This is a genomic window from Duganella sp. CF517 (assembly GCF_900110275.1).
Taxonomy (GTDB): Bacteria; Pseudomonadota; Gammaproteobacteria; order Burkholderiales; family Burkholderiaceae_D; genus Rugamonas.
On record NZ_FODC01000008.1, the window covers coordinates 22003 to 47545 of the forward strand.

The 25543-nt window shown below is 63.3% G+C and carries 30 protein-coding genes and 1 tRNA gene; 17 read left to right on the forward strand and 14 right to left on the reverse strand.

Annotated elements, in window-relative coordinates; translation table 11 throughout:
- Positions 1 to 81 precede the first annotated feature (81 nt).
- Positions 82 to 414, reverse strand: a complete 333-nt coding sequence (locus BMX85_RS25560; protein ID WP_143068072.1) for a hypothetical protein — start codon at positions 412 to 414, stop codon at positions 82 to 84.
- Between the two features lie 225 nt (positions 415 to 639).
- Here BMX85_RS25560 and BMX85_RS25565 point away from each other — a divergent pair, with 225 nt between their 5' ends.
- Positions 640 to 1206 (forward strand): recombinase family protein, encoded by a 567-nt coding sequence (locus tag BMX85_RS25565; protein ID WP_090325510.1) that lies wholly within the window; start codon positions 640 to 642, stop codon positions 1204 to 1206.
- Positions 1207 to 1279: 73 nt separating this feature from the next.
- Here the strand turns inward: BMX85_RS25565 and BMX85_RS25570 are convergent, their stop codons facing one another.
- The 8 genes from BMX85_RS25570 to petA all read right to left on the reverse strand — a co-directional run bounded on the left by BMX85_RS25570 (position 1280) and on the right by petA (position 6823).
- Positions 1280 to 1486, reverse strand: coding sequence for a hypothetical protein (locus tag BMX85_RS25570; RefSeq protein WP_143068073.1), 207 nt, complete (start codon positions 1484 to 1486; stop codon positions 1280 to 1282).
- A gap of 10 nt (positions 1487 to 1496) precedes the next feature.
- Complete coding sequence (locus BMX85_RS25575) at positions 1497 to 2372, reverse strand: SDH family Clp fold serine proteinase (RefSeq protein WP_218147408.1); 876 nt, start codon at positions 2370 to 2372, stop codon at positions 1497 to 1499.
- A gap of 215 nt (positions 2373 to 2587) precedes the next feature.
- Positions 2588 to 2663, reverse strand: a tRNA-Thr gene (locus BMX85_RS25580).
- A gap of 26 nt (positions 2664 to 2689) precedes the next feature.
- Entirely contained in the window at positions 2690 to 3172 is a 483-nt protein-coding gene (locus BMX85_RS25585; RefSeq protein ID WP_090325514.1) for a ClpXP protease specificity-enhancing factor, read from the reverse strand.
- Positions 3173 to 3272: 100 nt separating this feature from the next.
- Positions 3273 to 3884 (reverse strand): glutathione S-transferase N-terminal domain-containing protein, encoded by a 612-nt coding sequence (locus BMX85_RS25590; protein ID WP_017877976.1) that lies wholly within the window; start codon positions 3882 to 3884, stop codon positions 3273 to 3275.
- Between the two features lie 115 nt (positions 3885 to 3999).
- Positions 4000 to 4764, reverse strand: a complete 765-nt coding sequence (locus BMX85_RS25595) for a cytochrome c1 (RefSeq protein WP_090325516.1) — start codon at positions 4762 to 4764, stop codon at positions 4000 to 4002.
- 34 nt (positions 4765 to 4798) lie between these two features.
- Complete coding sequence (locus tag BMX85_RS25600) at positions 4799 to 6211, reverse strand: cytochrome b (protein ID WP_090325518.1); 1413 nt, start codon at positions 6209 to 6211, stop codon at positions 4799 to 4801.
- Positions 6212 to 6214: 3 nt separating this feature from the next.
- Entirely contained in the window at positions 6215 to 6823 is a 609-nt protein-coding gene (petA, locus tag BMX85_RS25605) for a ubiquinol-cytochrome c reductase iron-sulfur subunit (RefSeq protein ID WP_090325520.1), read from the reverse strand.
- A gap of 369 nt (positions 6824 to 7192) precedes the next feature.
- Here petA and mscL point away from each other — a divergent pair, with 369 nt between their 5' ends.
- From mscL to BMX85_RS25620, 3 genes are read left to right on the forward strand one after another with little or no spacing between them, the layout of a single operon-like run.
- Positions 7193 to 7618: a large conductance mechanosensitive channel protein MscL gene (gene mscL / locus BMX85_RS25610; protein WP_090326081.1), complete on the forward strand. Its 426-nt coding sequence runs from the start codon at positions 7193 to 7195 to the stop codon at positions 7616 to 7618.
- A gap of 46 nt (positions 7619 to 7664) precedes the next feature.
- Positions 7665 to 8834, forward strand: coding sequence for a Do family serine endopeptidase (locus tag BMX85_RS25615; protein WP_090325522.1), 1170 nt, complete (start codon positions 7665 to 7667; stop codon positions 8832 to 8834).
- A gap of 8 nt (positions 8835 to 8842) precedes the next feature.
- A complete protein-coding gene (locus BMX85_RS25620; protein ID WP_090325525.1) occupies positions 8843 to 9532 on the forward strand; it encodes a DUF2461 domain-containing protein in 690 nt (229 codons plus the stop codon).
- A 51-nt stretch (positions 9533 to 9583) separates the two neighbouring features.
- Here BMX85_RS25620 and BMX85_RS25625 read toward each other — a convergent pair whose 3' ends face one another.
- The 5 genes from BMX85_RS25625 to BMX85_RS25645 form a co-directional block, all read right to left on the reverse strand.
- Positions 9584 to 10627: an NAD(P)H-dependent glycerol-3-phosphate dehydrogenase gene (locus tag BMX85_RS25625; RefSeq protein ID WP_090325527.1), complete on the reverse strand. Its 1044-nt coding sequence runs from the start codon at positions 10625 to 10627 to the stop codon at positions 9584 to 9586.
- A gap of 47 nt (positions 10628 to 10674) precedes the next feature.
- Positions 10675 to 11118 carry an SH3 domain-containing protein gene (locus tag BMX85_RS25630; RefSeq protein WP_090325538.1) on the reverse strand — a complete coding sequence of 148 codons (444 nt, stop codon included), beginning with the start codon at positions 11116 to 11118 and terminating at the stop codon, positions 10675 to 10677.
- Positions 11119 to 11248: 130 nt separating this feature from the next.
- On the reverse strand, positions 11249 to 11728 hold the full coding sequence (gene secB, locus BMX85_RS25635; RefSeq protein ID WP_090325540.1) for a protein-export chaperone SecB: 480 nt from the start codon (positions 11726 to 11728) through the stop codon (positions 11249 to 11251).
- 158 nt (positions 11729 to 11886) lie between these two features.
- Positions 11887 to 12147 (reverse strand): glutaredoxin 3, encoded by a 261-nt coding sequence (gene grxC, locus BMX85_RS25640; RefSeq protein WP_090325542.1) that lies wholly within the window; start codon positions 12145 to 12147, stop codon positions 11887 to 11889.
- Positions 12148 to 12162: 15 nt separating this feature from the next.
- On the reverse strand, positions 12163 to 12618 hold the full coding sequence (locus BMX85_RS25645; protein WP_090325544.1) for a rhodanese-like domain-containing protein: 456 nt from the start codon (positions 12616 to 12618) through the stop codon (positions 12163 to 12165).
- A 108-nt stretch (positions 12619 to 12726) separates the two neighbouring features.
- Here BMX85_RS25645 and gpmA point away from each other — a divergent pair, with 108 nt between their 5' ends.
- The 13 genes from gpmA (at position 12727) to BMX85_RS25710 (ending at position 25505) form a co-directional block, all read left to right on the forward strand.
- Positions 12727 to 13473: a 2,3-diphosphoglycerate-dependent phosphoglycerate mutase gene (gene gpmA / locus BMX85_RS25650; RefSeq protein WP_090325546.1), complete on the forward strand. Its 747-nt coding sequence runs from the start codon at positions 12727 to 12729 to the stop codon at positions 13471 to 13473.
- On the forward strand, positions 13421 to 15043 hold the full coding sequence (locus BMX85_RS25655) for a peptidoglycan DD-metalloendopeptidase family protein (protein ID WP_090325549.1): 1623 nt from the start codon (positions 13421 to 13423) through the stop codon (positions 15041 to 15043). The genes gpmA and BMX85_RS25655 overlap by 53 nt, the downstream gene beginning before the upstream one ends.
- A 14-nt stretch (positions 15044 to 15057) precedes the next feature.
- Complete coding sequence (locus BMX85_RS25660; protein WP_090325551.1) at positions 15058 to 16680, forward strand: S41 family peptidase; 1623 nt, start codon at positions 15058 to 15060, stop codon at positions 16678 to 16680.
- A gap of 47 nt (positions 16681 to 16727) precedes the next feature.
- Positions 16728 to 17501 (forward strand): HesA/MoeB/ThiF family protein, encoded by a 774-nt coding sequence (locus BMX85_RS25665; RefSeq protein ID WP_090325553.1) that lies wholly within the window; start codon positions 16728 to 16730, stop codon positions 17499 to 17501.
- 34 nt (positions 17502 to 17535) lie between these two features.
- Positions 17536 to 19656, forward strand: a complete 2121-nt coding sequence (locus BMX85_RS25670; RefSeq protein ID WP_229210667.1) for an amidohydrolase family protein — start codon at positions 17536 to 17538, stop codon at positions 19654 to 19656.
- Positions 19657 to 19866: 210 nt separating this feature from the next.
- Positions 19867 to 20310, forward strand: coding sequence for a type II secretion system major pseudopilin GspG (gene gspG, locus BMX85_RS25675; protein WP_090325555.1), 444 nt, complete (start codon positions 19867 to 19869; stop codon positions 20308 to 20310).
- A gap of 20 nt (positions 20311 to 20330) precedes the next feature.
- The gene (gspH, locus tag BMX85_RS25680; RefSeq protein ID WP_090325557.1) at positions 20331 to 20822 is read left to right on the forward strand and encodes a type II secretion system minor pseudopilin GspH; all 492 of its coding nucleotides are present in this window, start codon (positions 20331 to 20333) and stop codon (positions 20820 to 20822) included.
- 20 nt (positions 20823 to 20842) lie between these two features.
- On the forward strand, positions 20843 to 21220 hold the full coding sequence (gene gspI / locus BMX85_RS25685; protein WP_090326088.1) for a type II secretion system minor pseudopilin GspI: 378 nt from the start codon (positions 20843 to 20845) through the stop codon (positions 21218 to 21220).
- On the forward strand, positions 21217 to 21834 hold the full coding sequence (locus BMX85_RS25690; protein WP_090325558.1) for a PulJ/GspJ family protein: 618 nt from the start codon (positions 21217 to 21219) through the stop codon (positions 21832 to 21834). The genes gspI and BMX85_RS25690 overlap by 4 nt, the downstream gene beginning before the upstream one ends.
- Positions 21835 to 21878: 44 nt before the next feature.
- Entirely contained in the window at positions 21879 to 22844 is a 966-nt protein-coding gene (gspK, locus tag BMX85_RS25695; protein ID WP_229210668.1) for a type II secretion system minor pseudopilin GspK, read from the forward strand.
- A gap of 37 nt (positions 22845 to 22881) precedes the next feature.
- Positions 22882 to 24132, forward strand: a complete 1251-nt coding sequence (gene gspL / locus BMX85_RS25700) for a type II secretion system protein GspL (protein ID WP_090325562.1) — start codon at positions 22882 to 22884, stop codon at positions 24130 to 24132.
- 58 nt (positions 24133 to 24190) lie between these two features.
- A complete protein-coding gene (gene gspM, locus BMX85_RS25705) occupies positions 24191 to 24703 on the forward strand; it encodes a type II secretion system protein GspM (RefSeq protein WP_090325564.1) in 513 nt (170 codons plus the stop codon).
- Positions 24704 to 24731: 28 nt separating this feature from the next.
- Positions 24732 to 25505, forward strand: coding sequence for a type II secretion system protein N (locus BMX85_RS25710; RefSeq protein WP_090325566.1), 774 nt, complete (start codon positions 24732 to 24734; stop codon positions 25503 to 25505).
- The last annotated feature ends 38 nt before the right edge of the window (positions 25506 to 25543 follow it).

The following is a 25543-nucleotide window of genomic DNA, read 5'->3' on the forward strand; positions in this document are numbered from 1 at the left end:
GGTGGCAAAACAACACCCCTTTATTGTTCTGGCAAGGGAGTAGCGAAACACTGCCCCGTCTCATCAAACTACGTGGCGCAACTATCGGTCGTTATAGCTGAACCAGAATGCTAATTCATCAATCAAAGTCGAAAGTTCAATCTTATCGTCGGTGGTAAAGCCGAGTGCCTTGGCATGCCATAGGCCTTTTCCATCCGTAGCAGCTGGAACGTCTTTCGTATCCATAAGTTTCTTCAATTTCGCCACCCAGATGCGCGCATCGTCATTAAGGGTGCTCTCGTCAAATTTATTGAAAGCAAGCGAGCACGCATGAAAGCACTCTGATATCGACGCCTCTTCTCCTTCCGTATGAGGCAGCATTAAATATCGTCGGGCATCGGCTAATTTTTCCGCTTGGTACGTATAGCTAAGCATGGTGTCCTCTTAGATTGAGTTGAATTGGTTGACGCAATGCAATTATGCGGCAGCGTAGCCATATTGGCAACATAAGAGCAGGCACACAACCCTGTTAGAAAACGATCGATTTCCAACAGGTATGAAAGGGAAGCAATGTCTATGTTGGAAATATAGGGCTTGCTATTTCTAACAGGTGCAGATATTCTAACAGTGTTTTCTAACAGTCTTAACCGGAGAAACACCATGGCAACCTTCGCATATGGCCGCGTCAGCACCAAAGAGCAAACCGCAGACAACCAGAAGATGGAAATCGTCGCGGCCGGCCACCAGGTCGATTACTGGTATGCGGATACCATCAGCGGCAAGACCAGCGCCACCGAGCGTCCCGAGTTCGCCGCGCTGCTGGCGCAGATTCGCAACGGCGAAACGTTGGTAGTGACGAAGCTCGACCGGCTGGGCCGCGATGCGCAGGACGTCGGCGCCACCGTCAAGCTGCTGGCCAAGCGCAAGATTGCCGTCATCGTTCTGCAACTGGGCACGCTCGACCTGACGTCGACGGCCGGCAAGATGATGCTGACCATGTTGGGGGCTGTGGCTGAGATGGAGCGTGACTTGTTGGTGGAGCGCACGCAGGCGGGCCTGGCCCGCGCCAAGAGCGAAGGCAAGACATTGGGTCGTCCGTCGAAGACCACGGCGGAGCAGCGCACCGAAATCATCGCCAAGTATGCCGCCGGAGATAGCGTTAGTTCGCTGGCTCGGACATATTCGGTATCTCGCGCCAATATACTTGGCATCGTTCAGCCTGCGTAGATACCGACTGGAGAGAACAATTGCGGGGCATGGTCATTAATACAAAAAACCGGATTGTCTCCGGTTTTTTTGCTTATCGCTTGGCGTAGTAAGAGCTAAATGTCTTCGCGGGGGGCTGAGTAGCAAGACCATCCAAAGGAGCTATCGTGTAGCCTTGTTTAGCAGTATAGCCTTGACGTTCCATTTCACGATACAGCTCCTGCATAGGCGCGGCGTCGCGACGGACGTGCTCAAACTCCGGCTTGCTCAATACATTTTTGACTTGGTCTACGAGGCTCATTGCGCTCTCCTTAAAAAACATTCTTGCTGTGAAGGACAAATTCGTAATTCTGACGCTGCATGTAGTCAGTTAGTAGGTCGTTATATGTCCTGATGGCGTCACGTAATTCTGCATTGGCAGAGTAATCTTCAATTTCAAGGCGCAGCGCACGTTTGAGTGTATTGATACCAATCATCCTACCGTGTGAGTTCCATTCCTTGTGATTGCCCAACTGTTTTGCAATTTGCTCCGCTCGTTCCGCCTTCTCTTCGGCAGTGACCGGTTGCCCAATCTTTGCAGCGTCTGTTCGATGCATAGCCCAGTCTTTAAACTTGTATTCAACCAGCCACTTCTTCAGCAAGCTGACAGACAAGTCCCTTGCTTGCTCATAGCGAGCCAGCACACCCTGGTCTTGGCTCTGAATAATTCCATACTCAGCACCCGATAATGTGCCTTGGCGCGATTTCTCTATTAACTTCTCGTATTGGTCTAGATACCCCATCGCAGGCACATAGTCTTCGCGTCCCTTAACGGGAACTTGGGGGTCAATGGGCCCTAGGGAAGAGGAATAATCCATGTAAATTTTGTCGCCAGACATGCACCAGATTGTGCCGGCGGACATAGCAAAGTCGGGCACTATGAAGTGTACAGATGAGTAATGATGGCGAACAATCTCAACCATTTTCTCGACCATTTCAGCGCTACCGCCGCCAGTGCGAACAAAAATATTGAGCGTGTCCTTTTTCCCTGCTTGAGCGACTATTGCTTCAATGAAGTGCCGGAAGGGAATCAGGTAGTTGGGGTGGATTTGACCACAGTAAAACATTACGTCGCCGCCCAAAAGGTTCTCTAGCGCAGACGAGTAATCCTGAAGCTGATTACGAATCGTTGTATCAAAGATACGCAATTTCTTCTCCAGATTTCATGTTGGTAATTTAGTATGTACTTATACAGAGCGTCACGCAAGTTTCTTTGCGGGAATTTACAGCATTGTTGCGCTGCTGACTCAGTAACCCGGCAGAAAAACCTACACAGTGCCTACATGATTCTGAAAACTGACAAAAATGAGCAAAAGGGTTACAGGAAAAAATCCTGTAACCCTTTGAAAATGCTAGCTTTTTCTGGTGCCGACTGCCGGTTTCGAACTGGCCACCTGATGATTACAAATCAACTGCTCTACCAAATGAGCTAAGTCGGCGAAACTTGTACGGGGCAAATTATACGCTATTTAATCCGCGTGAGGGTGGGGCGCCCGCCCTTTTTGGGTGGGTCGTTGTCGTCCTGCGGACCGCTTGCGGCCTCGCTTTTGCCCTCCGGCGCCGGCGTCGGCACGGCCGCCAGCGACGGTCCCGGCACGCTGGTTTCCTGCGTCGGTTGCGGCGCGTCGGCGCCGCCCGCCTGCGGCTCGAACGCCATGCCCTGGCCGTTTTCGTTGGCGTAGATCGCCATCACGTTGTTGACCGGGACGTAGATTTCGCGCGAGACGCCGCCGAAGCGGGCGTGGAAGCGGATGCTGTCGTTGTCCATCTTCAGGCCCGAGGTGGCGCCGAAACTGATGTTGAGGACGATTTCGCCTTTCTTGACGTATTCCATCGGCACGGTGGTCGAGGCGTCGACCTTGACGGCCAGGTAGGGCGTGTAGCCGCTGTCGGTGCACCACTCATAAATGGCGCGCAGCATGTAGGGCTTGGTAGAGATTTCGGACATGGTATTCCAGACTACGGTAAAACACGGCACGCCCCCGGTTCAACACGGTGGGCGCGCCGATCATTTCAACTAAACATCGGCGTTTCCGCGATCGAACCGATCAGCGGCGCATGACCTTTTCCGACGGCGTCAGCGCTTCGATGTAGGCCGGACGCGAGAAGATGCGCTCGGCGTACTTCATCAGCGGCGCGGCGGTCTTCGACAATTCGATGCCGTAGTGGTCCAGGCGCCACAGCAGCGGCGCGACGGCCACGTCGAGCATCGAGAATTCGTCGCCGAGCATGTACTTGTTCTTCAGGAACAGCGGCGCCAGGGTCGTCAGGCGGTCGCGGATTTCCGCGCGCGCCTTGTCGTGGCTCTTGTCGTTGCCCTTGGCGCGTTCGCTTTCGAGCACGTGCACGTGGACGAACAATTCCTTCTCGAAATTGAACAGCATCAGGCGCGCGCGCGCGCGCATCAGCGGGTCGGCCGGCATCAGCTGCGGATGCGGGAAGCGCTCGTCGATGTATTCGTTGATGATATTCGATTCGTACAGAATCAATTCACGCTCGACCAGAATCGGCACCTGACCATATGGATTCATGGTCGAGATATCTTCCGGCTTGTTGAACAAGTCGACGTCGCGCACTTCAAAGTCCATGCCTTTTTCGAACAGGACCAGACGGCAGCGCTGCGAAAATGGGCAGGTTGTACCCGAGTAGAGAACCATCATTTTTTGTAGTTCCTTAAAAACTAAGGGGGTGAGCCCGCGAACGGATCACCCCGGATCGATCGCCCGCCAACGGCGGGCATCGCAAAACAAGCGCCGGGCCAGCCGGCGCTCTCGATTATTTAACTTCTTTCCAGAACGACGCGTTCAGGCGCCATGCCAGCAAGACGAACAGGGCCATGAACAAAACCACCGCCACGCCCAATTTTTTGCGGGTCTGCGCCGCAGGCTCCGCCATCCACTCCATGTAACCGACCAGGTCGGCCACCGCGGTGTCGAATTCCAACTTGTTCATGCTGCCGGCCTTGACCTGCTCGAAGCCGGCGAACTGGTGCACCATCTTACCGTGCTCGTGCGGATCTTCCACCTCGACCGTCTTGATCGTCTGGATGCCCTGCAACTCCCACAGCACGTGCGGCATCGCCACGTTTTCCAGCACCCGGTTGTTCCAGCCGGTCGGACGGGTGTCGTCCTTGTAGAAATTGCGCAGGTAAGTATACAGGTAGTCGCCGCCGGTGCCGGCGCCCGACGATTTGGCCCGCGAAATGACCGACAGGTCCGGCGGCACCACGCCGAACCAGACCTTGGCATCCTTCGGACGCATGTTGGTGGTCATCATCTCGCCGACCTTCTCGCCGGTGAACAGCAGGTTCGATTTGATCTGCTCCTCGCTCAGGCCCAGGTCCTTTAGGCGGTTGTAGCGCATCGACGAGGCGTTGTGGCAGTTCAGGCAATAGTTGACGAACAGCTTGGCGCCATGTTGCAAGGCGGCCATGTTATTCGACCGGTCCGGCGCCTTGTCGAGGGCGACGCCGCCTTCGTTGGCGAACGCCAGGGCCGGCAGCAGGGCCAGCGCGGCCAGCAATTTCTTTGCAAAATTCATGTCATGTCCTTTATCTACTTTAGCCAAGGTACGGTCAGTGCGCGTGGAAGACGACGCGGTCGGGCACTTTTTTGAACGTGCCCATCGCGCTCCACCATGGCATGAACAGGAAGAAGCTAAAGTACAGCAGGGTGCACACTTGCGACACCAGGGTGCGGCCGTCGGTCGGCGCCAGGGTGCCGAGGTAGCCCAAGGTCAGGAACGACAGGAAGAACACGGCGTACACATACTTGTGCCAGGTCGGACGGTAGCGGATCGACTTGACCGGCGACTTGTCCAGCCACGGCATGAAGGCCAGGATCACCACCGAGCCGCCGAAGAACACCACGCCCCAGAACTTGGCGTCGAGGATCTGCGGCAGCATGCCGATGATGGCCACCAGCGCGATGACGGCGATGGCGACTTTGACCAGGCGCGGCAGCTGCGACTTGAGCCAGACGAACACCACGTAGGCGGCCACGAAGAACATCAGCACCCACATGAAGTCGGCGGTGGTGGCGCGCAGCACCGAGTAGAACGCGGTGAAGTACCAGGTCGGGGCGATGTGCAGCGGGGTTTTGAGCGAGTCGCCCGGCAGGAAGTTGTTGTACTCGAGGAAGTAGCCGCCCATTTCCGGCGCGAAGAACACGACGGTGCTGAAGATCAGCAGGAACACCGACACGCCGAACAGGTCGTGCACCGTGTAGTACGGGTGCGACGGGATCGAGTCGACCGGGTGGCCGTCCGGGCCCAGGTTTTCCTTGACCTCGATGCCGTCCGGGTTGCTCGAGCCGACTTCGTGCAGCGCGATCAGGTGCGCCGCCACCAGGCCCAGCAGCACCAGCGGGATGGCGATCACGTGGAACGCGAAGAAGCGGTTCAGCGTGGCGTCTGAGACGACGTAGTCGCCGCGGATCCACAGCGACAGGTCCGGCCCGATCAGCGGGATGGCGCCGAACAGGTTGACGATCACCTGGGCGCCCCAGTACGACATCTGGCCCCATGGCAGCAGGTAGCCGAAGAAGGCCTCGGCCATCAGGCACAGGAAGATGGCGAAGCCGAACAGCCAGATCAGTTCACGCGGCTTGCGGTACGAGCCGTACAGCAGGCCGCGGGTCATGTGCAGGTAGATGATGATGAAGAAGGCGGAGGCGCCGGTCGAGTGCATGTAGCGCACCAGCCAGCCCCACGGCACTTCGCGCATGATGTATTCGACCGAGCCGAAGGCCAGGTTGGCGTCCGGCTTGTAATGCATGGTCAGGAAGATGCCGGTGACGATCTGCAGCACCAGGACCAGCATCGCCAGCGAGCCGAAGATGTACCAGAAGTTGAAGTTTTTCGGGGCGTAGTATTTGCCCCATTGGTCGTTCCATAGCTTGGTCAGGGGGAAGCGGTCGTCGACCCAGCCAAGTGCTTTTTGTGCCACCGGCGCGTTCGCCGGCAGTTTTGTCTCTTTGAAAGCCGCCATGATTTACGCCTCGCCTTTCTCGTCTTTGCCAATGACCAGCTTGTTGTCGCTCAAGAACATGTAGCGCGGCACTTGCAGGTTGTCCGGCGCCGGCTTGTTTTTAAAGACGCGGCCGGCCATGTCGAAGGTCGAGCCGTGGCATGGGCACAGGAAGCCGCCTTCCCAGTCGTCCGGCAGCGACGGCTGCGGACCGGGGGCGAACTTGGACGAGGGCGAGCAGCCGAGGTGGGTACAGATGCCGACGGCGACGAGGATGTCGGGCTTGCGCGAGCGCCATTCGTTGCGGGCGTATTCGGGCGTGAATTCTTCCGGATTGCGTTTCGATTCGGCGTCGGCGACCTTGCCGTCGGTCTTTTTCAGCGACGCCACCATCTCCGGCGTGCGCTTGAGGATCCAGACCGGCTTGCCGCGCCATTCGACGGTCGTCATTTCGCCGGGGTTGAGCGCCGAGATGTCCACCTCGACCGGCGCGCCGGCGGCCTTCGCCCGTTCCGACGGCTGGAAGGTGCTCACCAGCGCCCCCGCGGTTGCCAGACCCACTACACCACCCGCCGCGCCTGTTGCGACGAGCAAACCGCGACGGCCGGAATCGACCTGCTTTTCGTTACTCATACAAACCCCAATCAGTCAAAGTGCGAACAAAATCTGGAAACCGCGAACAATCCTGAAAACGAAAACTTGATGAAGCACGAATGTAGCTTCTAGCAACCTTAAATTATAAGGTAACCGTGTAGCGAATTAAAGCAAAAACGTTGCCGTAACCCCAATTTGGGCGATTTGCGCACCGTTTTGGGCTTGATTTTTGGCCGACTCTGCCCTATGAGGACGCCCGGCCGTTTTGCTAATTGATATAGGTCAAACTTATAACGTAAATCGCTGTGCAAATGCGCGAACGGCAAGCGTGTTTGGAATCTAATTGAAAAAATAGTATGATCCACACGCAGTTTTGTTCACAAATGACCACACGCCGAGGATATGAAAATGACAATGATGCAAGAATTCAAAGAATTCGCGATGAAGGGCAATGTGGTCGACCTCGCCGTTGGCGTGATCATCGGCGGCGCCTTCGGCAAGATCGTCGATTCGCTGGTCACCGACATCATCATGCCGCCGATCAGCAAGCTGTTCGGCGGGCTGGACTTCGCCAACTACTATATCGGCCTGAACGGCCAGGCGGCCGGCCTGAGCCTGGCAGAAGCCAAGAAGCTGGGCGCCGTGTTCGCCTACGGCAACTTCGCCACGATCCTGCTCAACTTCATCATCCTGGCCTTCGTCATCTTCCAGATGGTGCGGCTGATGAACCGCGCGCGCAAGCTGCGCGAGCATCCGGTGGTGACGCCGCCGCCGGCGCCGCCCGCCGAAGACATCGTGTTGCTGCGCGAAATCCGCGACGCGCTCAAGAAATAATCTGGAACAACCAAGGACGCCGTCCACCGGGCGGCAGATGCAAGCTATGCGACGACTCTGGTTATTGTTTGCGCAAACGGTGACCGTCGTTTTGGCGCTGTATTTCGTCTACGCGGCCGTGATGCCGCAGGGCGCCGCGCCCGTGCGCCTGCAGCAGATGGGCAGCCCCGAGCGGCCGGCGGTGATGCTGGAGGCCGGACCGGGCAAGGCGCCGGCGTCGGCCGTCGGCTCGTACCGGGCGGCGGCCGGGCGCGCGATGCCGGCCGTGGTCAACATCATCACCAGCAAAAAGCCCAAGCACCGCAAGCATCCGCTGCTCAAGGATCCGTTCTTCAAGAAATTCTTCGGCGACCGCGACGGCGAGGGCGACGACGACGAGGCCAGCCTCGGCTCCGGCGTCATCGTCTCGGCCGAGGGCTATATCCTGACCAACAACCACGTGGTCGAGGCCGCCGACGAGATCGAGGTCGTGCTGGCCGACGGCCGCAAGGCCGCCGCCAAGGTGGTCGGCACCGATCCGGAGACCGACCTGGCGGTGATCAAGATCGCGCTCGACAAGTTGCCGGTGATCGTGCTGGGCCAGCCCGAGCAGTCGCAGGTGGGCGATGTGGTGCTGGCGATCGGCAATCCGTTCGGCGTCGGCCAGACGGTGACGATGGGCATCATCTCTGCGCTGGGGCGCAACAACCTGCACATCAACCACTTCGAGAACTTCATCCAGACCGACGCCGCGATCAACTTCGGCAACTCGGGCGGGGCGCTGGTCGACGTCACCGGCAACCTGCTGGGCATCAACTCGGCGATCTATTCGCAAAGCGGCGGCTCGGTCGGCATCGGCTTCGCCATTCCGGTGTCGACCGCCAAGACGGTGATGGAGGCGATCATCAAGTCCGGCCACGTGGTGCGCGGCTGGATCGGCGTGGAAACGCAGGAAATCACGCCGGAGATGGCCAGCAGCTTCGGCCTCAAGCGCCAGAGCGGCGCCATCATCGCCGGCGTGGTGCGCCACGGCCCGGCCGACAAGGGCGGCATCAAGCCGGGCGACATCCTGCTGACGGTCGACGGCAAGCCGGTCACCGACACCAACGGCATGCTCAACCTCATCGCCCAACTGACGCCGGGCGAAAAAGCTAAAATGACGATCCTGCGCAAGAGCCGCGAAGCGACGGTCGACGTCACCGTCGGCAAGCGTCCGGCCAGCGCCAAAATAAAGTAAACCAACCCATGCATTTACGCGACCTGACGCAATTCCTCAAAGAACTGGCCGACAACAACAACCGTCCGTGGTTCATCATGAACAAGCCGCGCTACGACATTTTGCGCGAAGAATTCCTGCAGGTGGTCACCGAGATGATCGCCGGCGTCGGCAAGTTCGATCCGGCGGTCAAGTTCAGCAATCCGAAGAAGGCGATGTTCCGCATCAACCGCGACGTGCGTTTCGCGCATGACAAGAGCCCGTACAAGACGCGCTTCTCGGCGGCGGTGGCGCCGAACGACATGCGCCGTCCCAGCCAGACCGGCGGGCCGACGTACTACATGCAGATCGACGGCCAGGGCAGGTTGCTGTTCGGCGCCGGCGAGTACATGCCGCCGGCGGGGCGCTTGAAGGCCTTGCGCCAGCACATGGTCGACGACGCGGCCGGGTTCAAGAAGGTGCTGAAGAACAAGAAGCTGCGCCTGACGTTCGGCGACATCCGCGACGAGGGCAAATTGATGCGTCCGCCGAAGGGCTTCGACGCCGATCACGAGCACATCGAATACATCAAGCTGAAGAGCTTTTTCGTGTGGACCGAGATCGACGTGCCGATGAACCAGCCGGAGTTGCTGGTGCCGCTGATCGTCAACGGCCTGAAGGACGCGTTCCCGCTGGTGCAGTGGATGCGCGAAGCCAAGGAAGAAACCGAGGCCGAGTAATCAGAATCACCCCGGAGTTACGCGTCTCCGGGGTGATGTCGCCGCCCGCGGTCAGCGTTTGACTTTTTCATCGCGCGGGTCGCGCGACAGCAATCTGGCGACCATCGCCTGCGGCTGGTCGCCGTCGAACAGCACGCCGGCCACCGCGTTGGTGATCGGCATGTCGACGCCCATCCTGGCCGCCAGCTCGCGCACCGCCTTCGAGCACGGCACGCCTTCGGCCACGTGGCCCAGCTCTTGCACGATGGTTTCCAGCGCCTTGCCTTGCGCCAGGCCGAGTCCCACGCGCCGGTTGCGCGACAAATCGCCGGTGCAGGTCAGGATCAGATCGCCCATGCCGGTCAAGCCCATGAAGGTCTCGATCTGCCCGCCCAGCGCGGTGCCCAGGCGCGTGATCTCCGCCAGCCCGCGCGTGATCAGCGCGGCGCGCGCGTTCAATCCCAGTCCCAGCCCGTCGGCCACGCCGGTGGCGATCGCCAGCACGTTCTTGACCGCGCCGCCGACCTCGACGCCGACCAGGTCCTCGCTCGAATACACGCGGATATTGCCGCCGTGGACGGCCGTCACCACGCACTCGCGCAGCGCCGCCGAACCCGAGGCGATGGTCAGCGCGCACGGCAGCCCGCGCGCCACTTCCTGCGCGAACGACGGCCCCGACAACGCGCCGCCGGCGACGCCGTCGCCCAGCACGTCACGCACGATCTGATGCGGCAGCAGGCCGGTTTCATATTCAAAGCCCTTGCACAGCCACACCACATGCGACACCGCATGCGGCTTGAGCTGCTCCAGCAGCGGCCGCAAGCCCGCCACCGGGCAGGCGGCGATCAGCAGGCCGTCGGCGCCGGACGCGTGCGCCAGCGCGGCGTCGAAGCCGGTTTCAACCCGCAAACGCGCGGGGAAAGGATGGCCGGGAAGGTAGTCGGTGTTGTCGCGGGCCTCGCCCATGGCTTGCAGCGAGGCGCTGTTGCGGCCCCACAGCAGCACGTCGTGGCGCTGCGCCAGCGCGATGGCGACGGCGGTGCCCCAGGCGCCCGCGCCGAGCACGGTCACCTTGCGCACGCCGGGCGCCGCTTGTTTGGTTTGATTATCTAGCATGGGATCCCGTTCGGCGCCACTGAAGGGCCGTGGTTCAGATCCTGGGATTATATGCCCCAGATCTCGGCATTCTTGACGTAACCGACCAGGCCGTCGCGATGGCGCACCTTGATCCAGCCGCCGGCGGCCACTTCGGTCACTTCCATCAACACGCCCTTGTCGGCGGTGAAGACGGGCGCGGCGGCGTCATCCGGCGTGGCGCGCACCTTCAGGTTGGCCACGCGGGAAATCACGTTGCGCTTGGCGGTCAGGCCCTTGGCCTCGGTCCAGGCCATTTCGCCGTTGACGTCGCGCACCTTGAGCCATTCGCCGTAGGCCAGCACCACTTCGAGCGGGGCGCCGCGCGGCACCACGAACAGTTTGCCGCCCTTGGTCGACGGGGCGTCGTACAGCACCGCGGGCGCGGCGCCCACCGTTTTGAAGTCGAACGCGTGGCTGCTCGCGGCGGCCAGCATCAGGCTCAAACCTGCGATCAAACGGGGAAATGTCATGGCTTACCTTGCTGATGGAGGACAGCGCGCGGGGCGCGGCTAGTCGGGTGAAACAGCCGCCGGACGAGCGCCCGGCGACGTTGCTACAGTATAACTCCAAGCGCGTACTTGGCTCTTACTTTCGCGCTTGTTAGTGCGTGGTGGTGCTGTCGGCGGCTGGCGCCGCGGCGGCGGCGTCGGCCACGGCTTGCAGGCGCTGCTGGTAGAACACTTCGAAGTTGATCTCGGCCAGGTGCACAGGCGGGAAGCCGGCACGGGTGATCACGTCGGCGATGTTGGCGCGCAGGTAAGGGTAGACGATGTTCGGGCAACCGATGCCCAGCAGCGGATCGAGTTGATCGGCAGGGATGTTACGCGCTTCGAAGATGCCGGCTTGCTTGCCTTCGACCAGGAAAGCGACTTTGTCTTTGACCTTGGCGGTCACGGTGATGGTGACGGTCGATTCGAAGATGCCGTCGGCCAGTGGCTCGGCGCCCACGTCGAGTGCGACTTCGATGGTCGGGGCTTCCTGTTCCAGGAAGATAGCTGGGGAATTCGGTTGCTCCAGCGACATGTCTTTCAGGTAGACGCGTTGGATTTGGAATACTGGTTGCAGGTTTTCTTCAGACATGGAACGCTTTCGTTATAGTGAAAACGAGCGGCACGCGCCGCTCAGATGATGTTGGCTTGGGATGGCCGAATAAAAGCCCAAATCAAACGCGAGGGCAATTGTATCAAAACCACTATCGATGCAAAGGATTTCCGCCCGCTCGTTGTATTTGGTGTCAGTTAGCCATTTAACAAGGGTGTCAGGCCGCCGGCTTGATCGAGCGCATACAAATCGTCGAAACCGCCGACATGCTTGTCGCCGATGTAGATTTGCGGCACGGTGCGGCGCCCGGTTTTTTGCATCATCAGCATCCGCTGCTCCGGGTCGAGGTCGACGCGGATTTTCTTGAGCTCGGTCACGCCCTTCGATTCGAGCAAGCGCTCGGCGCGGGTGCAGTACGGGCATACGGCGGTGGTGTACATGATCACTTCGGTCGTCATGATGCTTCCTTCCAATTATTTTGCCTGCGGCTTGGCCAGCGTGACCGATGGCTTCGACGGGGTTGCCGACGGCTTGGCCAGCGGCAGACCGGATTTTTGCCATGCGGCAATGCCACCTTCCAGGTTCACCACATCGGTGAAGCCCGCTTTGGACAGTTTAGCCGCAGCCGAGGACGCACGGGCGCCGGATTGGCAAACCACCACCACGCTCTTGCTCTTGAACTTGTCCAGTTCGCCGATCCGCTGGTCCAGTTCGGCCAACGGGATGTTCTTCGCGTCCGGCAGCGAACCGTTGGCGAATTCTTTCGCGTCGCGTACGTCTACAATGGTGGCTTTGCTACGATTAATCAACATCGTCACGTCTTGCGGGGTCGCCCGTTTGCCGCGCTGGGTCAGCAAGGGCCACAGCAGCGCGCCGCCGGACAGAACGACGACGGCGATGATGAAAATATTGTCAATGAAGAATTTCACGGGGTTCCAATGGTTTAACTTAATCCGCGCATTATAAAATAGAAGCTGGAAGAGTTCTTAAAGCACTGGTAATCCCTCCGATTCACTCCTTTTTTGAAGATAGTCCACATGTACAAAATCGTATTCATGCGCCATGGCGAATCCACCTGGAACCTGTCGAACCGCTTCACCGGCTGGACCGATGTCGACCTGACCGAAAAAGGCGTGGCCGAAGCCAAGGCCGCCGGCAAGGTGCTCAAGGAATCGGGCTTCACCTTCGACCTGGCCTACACCTCGGTGCTCAAGCGCGCGATCCGCACCCTGTGGCTGTCGCTCGACGAGATGGATATGATGTACCTGCCGATCAAGAACGACTGGCGCCTGAACGAACGCCACTACGGCGCGCTGCAGGGCCTGGACAAGGGCGAAACGGCCGCCAAGTACGGCGACGAGCAGGTGCTGGTATGGCGCCGCAGCTACGACACGCCGCCGCCGCCGCTGGAGGAGGGCGACGACCGCGCCTCGTTCAACGACCCGCGCTACGCCGGCCTGGACAAGTCGCAGATCCCGCTCACCGAATGCCTGAAGGACACCGTGGCGCGCGTGATGCCGGCCTGGGACGAGGAAATCGCCCCGGCCATCCGCGCCGGCAAGAAGATCATCATCTCGGCCCACGGCAACAGCCTGCGCGCGCTGATCAAGATGCTCGACGGCATCAGCGACAACGACATCGTCGGCCTCAACATCCCCAACGGCCAGCCGCTGGTGTATGAACTGGACGCCGACCTGAAGCCGATCCGCCACTACTACCTGGGCGACGCCGATGCCATCGCGGCGGCCCAGGCGGCCGTCGCCAACCAGGGCAAGGCCAAGTAATTTGTCTTATTCTTCATTGAGATCTTGGCGCAAAGTGTGGCGCCGCGCCGCCGTCACGGGCGCGGCCTTGCTGTTGATAACGTCGCTGGGCGCTCATGCCCAGTCCGCCCGTTCGGGCAAGCCCACCGAGCGCAGCAAGCAAAAGGCGCTGGCCGAGGCCGAGCGCGCCGGCTTGCAGCAAAAGCTGTCGGCGCTGAAAAAGGACATCAGCAAGACCGAAAGCGCCAAGGACGACGCGGCCGATACCCTGGCCGAGTCGGAACAGGCGATTTCCGACGCCAACCGCGCGCTGCGCGACCTGCAGCAGGAGCAGGGCGATACCCATAGCAAACTGCAACAGCTGACCGCCGAGCGCGAGCGGCTGACGGCCACGGTCGCGCTGCAAAAGCAGCAGCTGGCCAAGCTGTTGCGCGAGCACTATGTCGCCGGCAATGAAGACCGCATCAAATTACTGCTGTCCGGGGACAACCCCAACCGCATCAACCGCGATCTGCAAATGATGGCCTATGTGTCGCAGGCACAGGCCAAGTTGCTCGACGCGCTGCGCGCCAACCTCAAGGCGGTCGAGGACAACCAGGCCGAGGCGCAAAACGCCAACGACGAGCTGGCCGAGATCGCGCAGGAGCAAATGCAGCAAAAGGCCAAGCTGGAGCAGGAAAAGACGCGCCGCGCCGCCTTGCTGTCGACCTTGTCGCAAAAGCTGGTGGCCCAGCGCAAGGAAGCGGGCAACGTCGAACGCGACGAGCAGCGCATCAGCGGCCTGGTCGACAAGCTGAACAAGCTGATCGAGGAACAGGCGATCGCCGCCGCCGCCGAGAAAAAGCGCCAGGAGCAGCTGGCCGCCGCCCGCGCCGCCGCCAAGGCCAAGGCCGACGCCGAGAAGAAGGCGCAGCAGCTGGCCCAGGCCCAAGCCCGCGCCAAGGCGGCCGCCGCCGCGCAGGCCGAGCGCGAACGCCTGGCCAAGGCCAATGCCAACAAATCCGGCACCATCAAACCGTCGCAGCCGGCCCAGCCGGCCAGGCCGCCGGTGCCGGCCCGACCCGACCCGATCGACGCCGACGAACCGAAAGTCGCGCTCAAGCCCGAGCCGGCGCCAACGCCGGCGCCGGTCGAGGAGCCGGTCCGCCCGCCGGCCCGTCCGGCCGACATCGCCTTGGCGCCGGCCGCGCCGTCCGGCGCCTTCGCCAGCCTCAAAGGCCAGATGCGCTCGCCGGTCAGCGGCCAGGTCGCCGCCAAGTTCGGCAGCAAGCGCGGCCAGGGGCCGAGCTGGAAGGGCGTCTTCATCCGCGCCGCCGAGGGGGCCGACGTGCGCGCCGTCGCCGGCGGCCGGGTGGTGTTCGCCGAATGGCTGCGCGGCTTCGGCAACCTGATCATCGTCGACCACGGCGGCCAGTACATGAGTATTTACGGCAATAATCAGTCGTTGCTGAAACGGGCGGGCGACATCGTCAAACCGGGCGACCCGATAGCGAGCGCGGGCAACAGCGGCGGCAACGAGGAATCAGGGCTATACTTCGAGCTTCGCCATCAGGGCACGGCATTCGATCCGGCTGGCTGGGTCAAGTTTTAAGGTTCGCGGAGAAAATGGGCAACAAGATTAAGAGCATGGGTTTGATCGGTCTCGGCGTCATCGCCGGCGTCACCGCCTCGTTGCAGTTTCCCGCCATCGCGCAGAAAGCCGGCGGCACCCCGTTGCCGCTGGAGGAATTGCGCCAGCTGTCGGACGTCTTCGGCCTGATCAAGACCGACTACGTCGAAAACGTCGAGGACAAGAAGCTCGTCACCGACGCCATTTCCGGCATGGTGTCCTCGCTGGACCCGCATTCGGTCTACCTGGACAAGAAAGCCTTCCGCGAAATGAAGGAGACCGTGGCCGGCAAATTCGTCGGCATCGGCGTCGAAGTCGGCATGGAGGACGGCTACATCAAGGTCGTCTCGCCGATCGAGGACACGCCCGCCTTCAAGGCCGGCATCAAGACGGGCGACCTGATCACCCGCATCGACGGCACGCCGATCAAGAACATGTCGCTCGACGAAAGCGTCAAGAAGATGCGCGGCGAGCCCGGCTCCAAGGTGGCCGTCACCATCAGCCGCAAGGACGAGGACAAGCCGCTCGTGATGACCATCACGCGCGAGGAAATCCGCGTGCAAAGCGTCAAGACCAAGATCGTCGAGCCCGGTTACGCCTGGGTGCGCATCTCGCAGTTCCAGGAACCGACCCTGGACGACATGGCCAAGCAAATCACCGCGCTGTACGCGCAAGACCCGAAAATCAAGGGCCTGGTGCTGGACCTGCGCAACGATCCGGGCGGCCTGGTGCCGGGCGCGATCGGCGTTTCGGCCGCCTTCCTGCCCAAGGACTCGGTGATCGTCTCGACCAACGGGCAACTGGCGTCGTCCAAGGAAACCTTCTACGGCCGGCCCGAGTTCTACGCCCCGCGTTCCAAGACCGATCCGCTGGCCAAGCTGCCGGCCGGCCTGAAGGACGTGCCGATGGTGGTGCTGGTCAACGCCGGTTCGGCCTCGGCGTCGGAAATCGTCGCCGGCGCGCTGCAGGACTACAAGCGCGCCACCATCATGGGCACGCAGACCTTCGGCAAGGGCTCGGTGCAGACCTTGCGCCAGCTGACCGCCGACACCGCCGTCAAGCTGACCACGGCGCGCTATTACACGCCGCAAAACCGCTCGATCCAGGCGCGCGGCATCGTGCCGGACCTGATGGTCGACGAGACCGCCGACGGCGACGGCTTGAACAGCCTGCGCATGCGCGAAGCCGATCTGCAAAAGCACCTGGGCAACGACAAGGACCCCGAGGCCGAGAGCATCGCGCAGAAGGCGCTGAACGCCCAGCGCGACGGGCTGGAGGACGCGCAGCGCATGGCCTCGCTGTCGAAGAAATCCAAGCCGGTCGAATTCGGCTCCAAGGACGACTTCCAGCTGGCGCAGGCGCTGAACCACTTCAAGGGCTTGCCGGTCAAACTGTCGAAGGTGGAGGCGGGTGCCGCGGCCGGTGGCGACGGCGTCGGCGAGATCAAGTCCGATAGCGGTCCGGACCTCAAGTCGGACGCGAAGTCCGACGCCAAGCAAGACGGTAAACCAGACGGCAAGCCGTCCACCAAGCCCGCAAGCAAGCCGGCCGCCAAGCCCGAAGCCAAATCCAAAGCCGGCGACGGCAAGCCAGCCTCGAAACAGCCGGTCGCCCAATAACCGAACGACACTAATACCGAATGGCGGCCCGGCCGCCGGTTGAGACCATGGACGATTCGCAACTACTGCGCTACTCGCGCCACATCCTGCTCGACGAAATCGGCATCGAAGGCCAGCAAAAGCTGCTGGCCGCGCACGCGCTGGTGATCGGCGCCGGCGGCCTCGGCTCGCCGGCGGCGCTGTACCTGGCGTCGGCCGGCGTCGGCCACATCACCCTGGTCGACGACGACACCGTCGACCTGACCAACCTGCAACGCCAGATCGCCCACACCACGGCGCGGGTCGGGCAGCCCAAGGCCGCCTCGGCGCGCATCTCCTTGCAGCAGATTAATCCCGGCATCGTCGTCGGCGCGCTCGCCGAGCGGGCCGACGACGCCCGCCTGGCCGAACTGGTGGCCGACGCCGACGTCGTGCTCGACTGCACCGACAACTTCGCCACCCGCCACGCCGTCAACCGCGCCTGCGTGGCGTTTGGCAAGCCGCTGGTGTCCGGCGCGGTGATCCGTTTCGACGGCCAGATCAGCGTGTTCGACCCGCGCAACGCAGCCAACCCCTGCTATTCATGCCTGTTCCCGCAGGATCAGCGGTTCGAGGACGTCGCCTGTTCCACCATGGGCGTGTTCGCGCCGCTGGTGGGCGTGGTCGGCGCCATGCAGGCGGCCGAGGCGCTCAAGCTGCTGATGGGCGTGGGCAGGTCGCTGGCCGGGCGGCTGCTGATGCTCGACGGCCTGAACATGGAATGGACCAGTATCGGCGTCGGGAGAAATGACGCCTGCCCGGTGTGCGGCGCAGGTAAAATGATAGCGAAAAATACAACGTAGCATCCGCCAAAACCACCACCTCCAGGAGAAGACCTTGCTGACGAAACGACTCGCCGTACTTCCGCTGGCCTTGGCCGCCGCCTTCGGCGCGCAGGCCGCCAGCACCACCAAGTATCTGATCTACACCGAAAGCGGCAAGCAGATGGGCGAGCAGGTGGTCGAGCAGCAGGACGACGGCCTGACCAGGGTGCGGTTCATCTACAAGAACAACGGCCGCGGTCCCGAGCTGAGCGAGCAATTCCGCGTCGGCGCGGACGGCACCATGACCGAATACGCGGTCAAGGGCAATTCCACCTTCGGCGCCGTGGTCGACGAGCGCTTCGCGCGCAAGGGCGACCAGGCCGAGTGGAAATCGACGTCGGAGCAGGGCAAGAAAACCGTCGCCGGTCCGGCCGCCTATGTGCCGCTGAACAGTTCCTTCGAGGTCATCTCCACCGCCATCACGGCGCTGGCCGCCGCGCCGGACAACAAGCTGCCGCTGCTACCGTCGGGCACCTTGTCGCAGACCAGGCTGGACTCGCTGGAGATCACCAGCGCCGCCGGCCAGAAGCAAACCGTGCAACTGCTGGCGCAAACCGGCATCGGCCTGTCGCCGTCGTTCATGTGGGCCACCACCGGCGCCAAGCCGCGCCTGTTCGCGGTCATCATTCCCGGCTTCATGAACGCGCTGGAGGAGGGCTGGCAGAACGCCATCCCGGAACTGGCCAAGCGCCAGAAAGCGGCCGAAAGCAAGATGCTGGCCGATGTCGCCACCAAATTGCAGCATCCGCTGCCGGGCCTGACGCTGGTCAAGAACGCGCGCGTGTTCGACAGCGAGAAAGCCACCGTCGGCGCGCCGTCCGATATCTACATCCTGCGCGGGCGCATCACGTCGGTGCAGCCGGCCGGCTCGCCGGCGCGCGACGCCGCCAACACCATCGACGCCGGCGGCCGCATCGTGCTGCCGGGCCTGTTCGACATGCACGGCCACGTCGACCGCTGGTCCGGCGCGCTCAACATCTCGGCCGGCGTCACCAGCGTGCGCGACATGGGCAACGACAACGCCCAGATGCAGGCGATGCTCGACGAGACCACCGACGGCAGGCTGCTCGGCCCGCAAGTGGTGCCGGCCGGCTTCCTCGAGGGCGAGAGCCAGTACAGCGCCAATGGCGGCTTCGTCGTCAAGGATTTGCAGGGCGCCAAGGACGCGATCGACTGGTACGCGCAGCGCGGCTATCCGCAGCTCAAGATCTACAACTCGTTCCCGAAAGACATCCTGAAGGACACCGTCGCCTACGCCCACACGCGCGGCATGCGCGTCTCCGGCCACGTGCCGGCCGGCCTGCGCGCGCAGCAGGCGCTCGACGCCGGCTACGACGAGATCCAGCACATCAACCAGGTGCTGCTGAACTTCTTCGTCAAGCCGGACACCGAAACGCGCAACCTCAACCGCTTCGTGCTGCCGGCCGAGAAGGTGGCCGATCTCGATTTCAATTCCAAGCCGGTCAAGGACTTCGTCGCCCAGCTGGCCAAGAAACAAATCGCCATCGACCCGACGATGTCGGCGTTCGCCTTCCTCAAGCAGCGCGACGGCGATGTCAACGAGCCGTACGCCGACTTCGCCGCCAACATGCCGCCGGACGTGGCGCGCGGCTTCTCGGTCGGCTCGATGAAGATCGACGGCGCCGAGCAGCTCAAGCGCTACGAGAAATCCTACGGCAAGATGGTCGACTTCGTCGGCGTCATGTACCGCGCCGGCGTGCCGATCGTCGCCGGCACCGACGACATCGCCGGCTTCACCTTGCATTCGGAGCTGGCGCTGCTGGTCAAGGCCGGCTTGACGCCGGCCCAGGCGCTGCAGGTGGCCACGCGCAACGGCGCCCGCTACACCCGCACCAGCAACGATCGCGGCAGCATCACGCCGGGCAAGCTGGCCGACCTGGTGCTGGTGGACGGCGACCCGACCAAGGACATCAAGGACGTGCGCAAGGTGTCGGCGGTGATCACGCGCGGGTATGTGATCTACCCTGGCGAGATCGACACGGCGCTCGGCATCGCCCCGTTCGTCAAGGACGCGCCGACGGTGGCCAAGACCGCCGCCGCCGTGGCCGAGGCCGGCGGCGGCAACGACGGCGCCCGCAACCGCATCGAGGCGAGCGCGCGCAAACACGATTGACGCCGCGGCCGCCGGGCCCCTGAAAAGGCCCGGTATGACAACCGCATGACAATGCCATGACGTGACGATGACAAGCGGGTCAAACCGGGTGAAAAGCGCCGATTGTTAAGGCCCGTTTAAGCCCCGGGGCGCAAAAATCACGCCTGCGCTTGCTCTGGGACCGCCGTTTCGGCCTTATACTCTGCACTCACTTTAATTTGGTAGTAAATTATGAAAAAAGCAACACCTCAACGTCGCGCCGCGCGCGGTTTCACGCTGATCGAAATCATGGTGGTGGTGGTCATCATGGGTGTGCTGGCGGCGCTGGTCGTGCCCAAGCTGCTGAGCCGCACCGGTGAATCGAAAGTGGCCGCCGCCAAGGTCGACATCGCCACCGTCATGCAGGCCCTCAAGCTGTACAAGCTGGACAACCAGCGCTATCCGACCACCGAGCAGGGCCTGCAGGCGCTGCTGACCAAGCCGACCAGCGGCCCGGCCGCCAACGGCTGGAAGACCGGCGGCTACCTGGAAAAGATGCCGAAGGACCCCTGGGGCGCGCCGTACCAGTTCCTGTCGCCGGGCATCAAGGGCGAGATCGATGTGTACTCGCTGGGCGCCGACGGCGCCCCGGGCGGCACCGGCGACGACGCCGACATCGGCTCCTGGGAAAACTGACCGCACGGAGATCGCCCATCATGCGCGCCGCGCGCCGGCCGAGCCGAGGCTGGACGCCGAGAGGCTTCACACTCATCGAGTTGCTGGTGGTGATGGTCATCCTGGGCATCACGCTGGGCATCGTCTCGCTTAGCGCGATGCCCGGCCAGAAGCAGGCGCTGCAGCAGGACGCGCAACGCGTCGCGCTGCTGCTGCAACTGGCGCGCGACGAGGCGATCGTGCGCAACCGCCAGATCGCCTTCGAGGCCGGGCCGGACGGCTACCGCTTCCTGATCCGCAACGACAAGCAATGGGACTTGGCGGTGCAGGACGACCTGCTGCGCGAGCGCGAGTTCAAGCAGGGGCCGGTGACGCTGATGCTCGATCCGCCGTCCAACGTCCAGAACGACAACAACCTGCGCATCATCTTCGGCCGCGAACCGGTCGACAAGCCGTTCGTGCTGACCATGACCGGCGGCGGCGGCAGCGTCGCCATCCGCGCCGACGGCATCGGCCATTTCACGGTGGACTGAGCGAACACAAGATGCACAAGATGCGCCGATCCCCTCGCGACAATCAAGGCTTCACGCTGCTCGAAGTGCTGGTGGCGCTGGTCATCGTCGGCACCGCGCTGGGCGCCTCGCTGCGCGCGGTCGGCAGCCTGACCCAGAACAGCAACGGCCTGCGCGCCGCCATGATGGCGACCTGGTCGGCCGAGAACCGGTTGGTGCAGCTGCGCCTGTCCAAGGCGTTTCCGGCGGTCGGCAAGCAAACCTTCGAATGTCCGCAGGGCGACATGAAACTGATGTGCCAGGAGGAAGTCATCGCCAGCCCGAATCCGCGCTTCCGCCGGGTCGAGGTCAGCGTCTACGACCAGGCCAATCCGGAACGCCGCATCATCAAGCTGGTCCAACTGGTGCTGAACTCATGAGCCGCGTCCATGCACGGCGCCGTGGCGGCTTCACGCTGATCGAATTGCTGGTGGCCATCTCCATCCTGGCCATCGTCGCCGTGCTCGGCTGGCGCGGCCTGGACGGCATCATCCGCTCGCGCGAGTCGCTGACGGCCAAGATGGAGCAGACGCGCGGCCTGCAACTGGCGTTCGCGCAGTTGCAGAGCGATTGCGCCAGCCTGGCCACGGCCACCTTGGTGAACAACCGGCCCTACATGCTGGCCGACAACGACCGGCTGACCTTCGTGCGCGTGGTGATGACGGAAAACGAGCCGACCCGGCTGCAAGTGGTGGCCTACCGCGTGCGCGACGGCGTGCTGACGCGGCGCGAATCGAACGCCACGCGCGACCTGCTGCAACTGGACGCGCTGTGGCAGGCGGCGCTCAACGACACCGACACCGCCGCCAGCGTGGCGCTGCAGTCGGACGTGGTGTCGATGGGCGCGCGCTACTGGATCAACACCGAATGGCGGCCGGCGGCCGGGATGACGACGGGCGGCACCGGCAACGCGCCGACCGGGCTGGAAGTGTCGCTGGCCTTGCAGGGACAGGACGTGCCGATGGTCAAATCCTTCCTGCTGGGGGCGCTGTGAGGCGGCCGCCGCGCCGACACCGCGCACCGGCGCGCCAGCGCGGCGTGGCGGTCATCACGGCGCTGCTGCTGACGACACTGGCCGTGACCATCGTCACCAGCCTGTTCTGGCAGCAGCAGGTGCAGGTGCGCTCGATGGAAAACCAGCGGCTGCAACTGCAAACGCGCTGGATCGTGCGCGGCGCGCTGGACTTGAGCCGGCTGATCCTGTTCCAGGACTTCCTCGATTCGTCGACCTTCACGCGCCTCAACGGCATCTGGTCGACGCCGCTGGAAGAGACCCGGCTGGACGATTACGTCGAGCGCGAGCGCCAGGAGGGCGAGGATTTCAACGCCACCCTGTCGGGCAAGATTGTCGACGCGCAGTCGCGCTACAATCTCGCCAACCTGGCCGCCGCCCGGGTTCCGGACAAGTTGCAGATCGGCGTGCTGCAACGTCTATTGACAAATCTGCAATTAGACCCGAATCTGGCGCAGCAGGTGGCGATGCAGGTGGCGATGACGCAACCGGTGCAGAGCGCGCCGCCGGCCGGCGGCACACCGGCCGGCGGTACGCCACCGGCGCCGGCGGGCACGGTGCCGATGTCGGGCAGCGTCGAGCCGATGGGCTTCGTCCGGCTCGAGGATTTGCTGTCGGTCAGCGGCTTCACGCCGCAGGCGATCGAGCGGCTGCGCGAGTTCGTCATCGTGCTGCCGCAGCCGACCAGGGTCAATGTGAACACCGCACCGCCCGAGCTGATCGCGGCGTTGGTGCCGGGCATGTCGCTGGGCGACGCGGCGGCCATGGTCAACACCCGCAAGGGCGCTTATTATCGGGATATGGCGGATTTCACGAAGCAGCCGCAGATGGGCGCGGCGCAGCGCATAACGGCGGTCGATGTGGCCGTCCGCAGCGACTATTTCCTGGCCTTCAGCCGGGTCAAGCTGGACCGGGCGGCGCTGGACACGGTGTCGCTGCTGTCGCGGGCGCCGACCGGCCTGACGACGGTGGTGTGGATACGGGAAAACTAAAGCAGCGATATAGAGCGATCAACGAAAGCGAGACCCTTTGAGTACATTATTTATCCGCTATCCGGCCAAGGCCAGCGTCGACAGCGGCGCCGCCCAGACCTGCCCGTTCGCGCTGGTCGGCGACGGCGGCCATCTGGAGCGGCAGGGCACGTCGCCGCTGGGCAACCTGGGCGAGCTGATCGCCGCCTCGCGCAAGGTGGTGCTGATGCTGGCCGCCTCCGACGCGACCCTGCTGCGCGTCAAGGCGCCGCCGCTGTCGGCCGCGCGCCTGAAGGCGGCGCTGCCGGCGCTGGTCGAGGAACAAGTGCTGGGCGACACGGCCGACTGCGTGCTGGCCGCCGGCGCGGCCGACGCCGACGGCGTGCGCACCGTCGCCGTGGTGCAGCGCGCCTGGCTGGAGGTGCTGGTCAAGGCGCTGCTGGCGCAGGGCGCGCACAGCGTCTCGGTGCTGCCGATGCAGCTGTGCCTGCCGTTCCAGCCGGGGTCGGTCTCGGCCGCGCTGAGCCTGGGCGACGCCGGCTACGAATTGATCCTGCGCCGCTCGCAATACGACGGCATGGGCCTGGCGCTGCCGGGCGAGCCGGTGGCGGCGCTGCACACCTTGCGCGCGATGGCCGGCGACGAGCCGGTCACGTTGTACCTGTCGCAGGAGCAATTGAAGCAGTTCGAGCCGCTGATGGCCGACGCCGCCAACGCGCCGCACGGCATCAGCCTGGCCGAGGACCACTGGCAGCATTGGGTGGCGGCGTCGCGCTCGGCCGGGTTGGACCTGGCGCCGGCGCTGGGCGCGGCCGGCGCCTCGGCGCGCGAATGGCAACGCTGGCGCTGGCCGCTGCGCATCGCCGCGCTGGCGGTGCTGGTCAACGTGGTCGGGCTCAACGTCGAATGGATGCGGCTCAAGCGCGAAGCCAACGACGTGCGCCTGGCGATGATGCAAACCTTCAAGGCGGCCTATCCGAAGGAAACCGTGATCCTCGATCCGGTGGCGCAAATGCGCAAGAACATTTCGCTGGCCAAGGCCGACGACGGCCAGGCCGCGCCCGACGGCTTCATCGCCATGAGCGCCAACCTGGCCGAGGCGCTGAGCGTGTTGCCCACGCGCGATGTGATCGCCAGCCTCGATTATAGGGAACGCACTCTGCAGGCGAAGGTCAAACCCAATACCGTCGACGCCGCCGCGATGACGCAAATCCGCGGCGCGTTGCAGGCCCGCAGGCTGGAATTGACGGAAGCCAATCCCGGCACCTGGCAAATCCGCGTCGCCAGCACCGGCGCGGCGAAACCATGAGAACCGCCATGAGCATCCCCATGAGCACCACGATGAACAGAACCATGAGCGCAACGGCATGAGCAAACTCGATCAAACGATACAGGACTACCGCGCCCGGGCGTCGGCCTTCTGGCTGGCGCGCACCGAGCAGGAGCGCCGCCTGCTGGCCATCGGCGGCGTGGTGGTCGCGCTGGGCCTGTTCTACGGCGTGCTGCTGTCGCCGGCGCTCGAGGGCCGCGAGAAGCTGAGCAAGGAGTTGCCGGTGCTGCGCCAGCAGGCCGCCGAGTTGCAGGCGATGGCGCTGGAGGCGGCCGCGCTGCGCGGCCAGAACACCATCGAGCCGACGCCGATGACGCGCGACAGCCTGACGGCCGGCCTGGCCGCGCGCGGCCTGACGGCGCAGTCGGTCAACATCACCGGCGAGTACGCCAAGGTGCAGCTCAACAACGTGGCCTTCGCCGGCATCGTCGTCTGGCTCGACGCGGTGCGCAACGAAAGCCGCGTCGCCGTCCAGGACGCCAATTTCACGGCCCAGGACACGGCCGGCATGGTCAACGCCACCTTGACTTTGCGCCAGGGCGCGCGATGAGCGTGCGGCTTGCGCAAAAAGGCCATGCATGAAGCGCGCCGTGCTATGGTTGCTGACCATCGCGCTCAGCGTGCTGGTCACCTTGGCGGTGTTTTTTCCGGCCACGTGGCTCGGCGCGATCGTCGAACAGCGCACCGGCGGCCGTTTGACCTTGGGCGACGCGCAGGGTACGCTGTGGCGCGGCTCGGCCTTCATCGGCGGCGCGGCCGGCGGCAACCGGCCGGTCACGCCGTTGCTGCCGGGACGCTTCAGCTGGACGATCTCGCCGCTGGCGCTGGTCGGCATGGTCGACCTGCGGCTGGACAACAGCGAGGCGCTGGCGCAGCCGGTGACGTTCCGCGGCAGCTGGTCGCAGTGGCAATTGAGTCCGTCGGCGCTGCTGCTGCCGGCGCAGGGCCTGGCCGGACTGGGCGCGCCGCTCAACACGCTGGCGCCGAGCGGCATCATGCGCCTGTCGTGGACCGCGCTGGAGCTGGCGCTGCAAGACCGCCAGATCGCCGTCAACGGCCGCACCACGCTGGAGATGACCGACATGTCGTCGCGGCTGGCGCCGGTCAGCCCGCTGGGCAGCTACACCTTGGCGCTCGACTGGCGCGGCCAGCAGGCGGCCTTGACGCTCGATTCCGTCAAGGGGCCGCTGTTGCTGAGCGGGCGCGGCAACCTGAATAACGGCCGCCTGCAGTTTTCCGGACAGGCGGAGGCGGCAAGGGGACACGAGGACACGCTGGCCAATCTGTTGAATTTGCTCGGCCAGCGCCGTCCCGGCAGCGACCGCAACGTCATCGCGTTAGAGGTGCATTAGAGGTGGTTTCCGTGGGGCGGATTGGCGCGCGGCGCGTA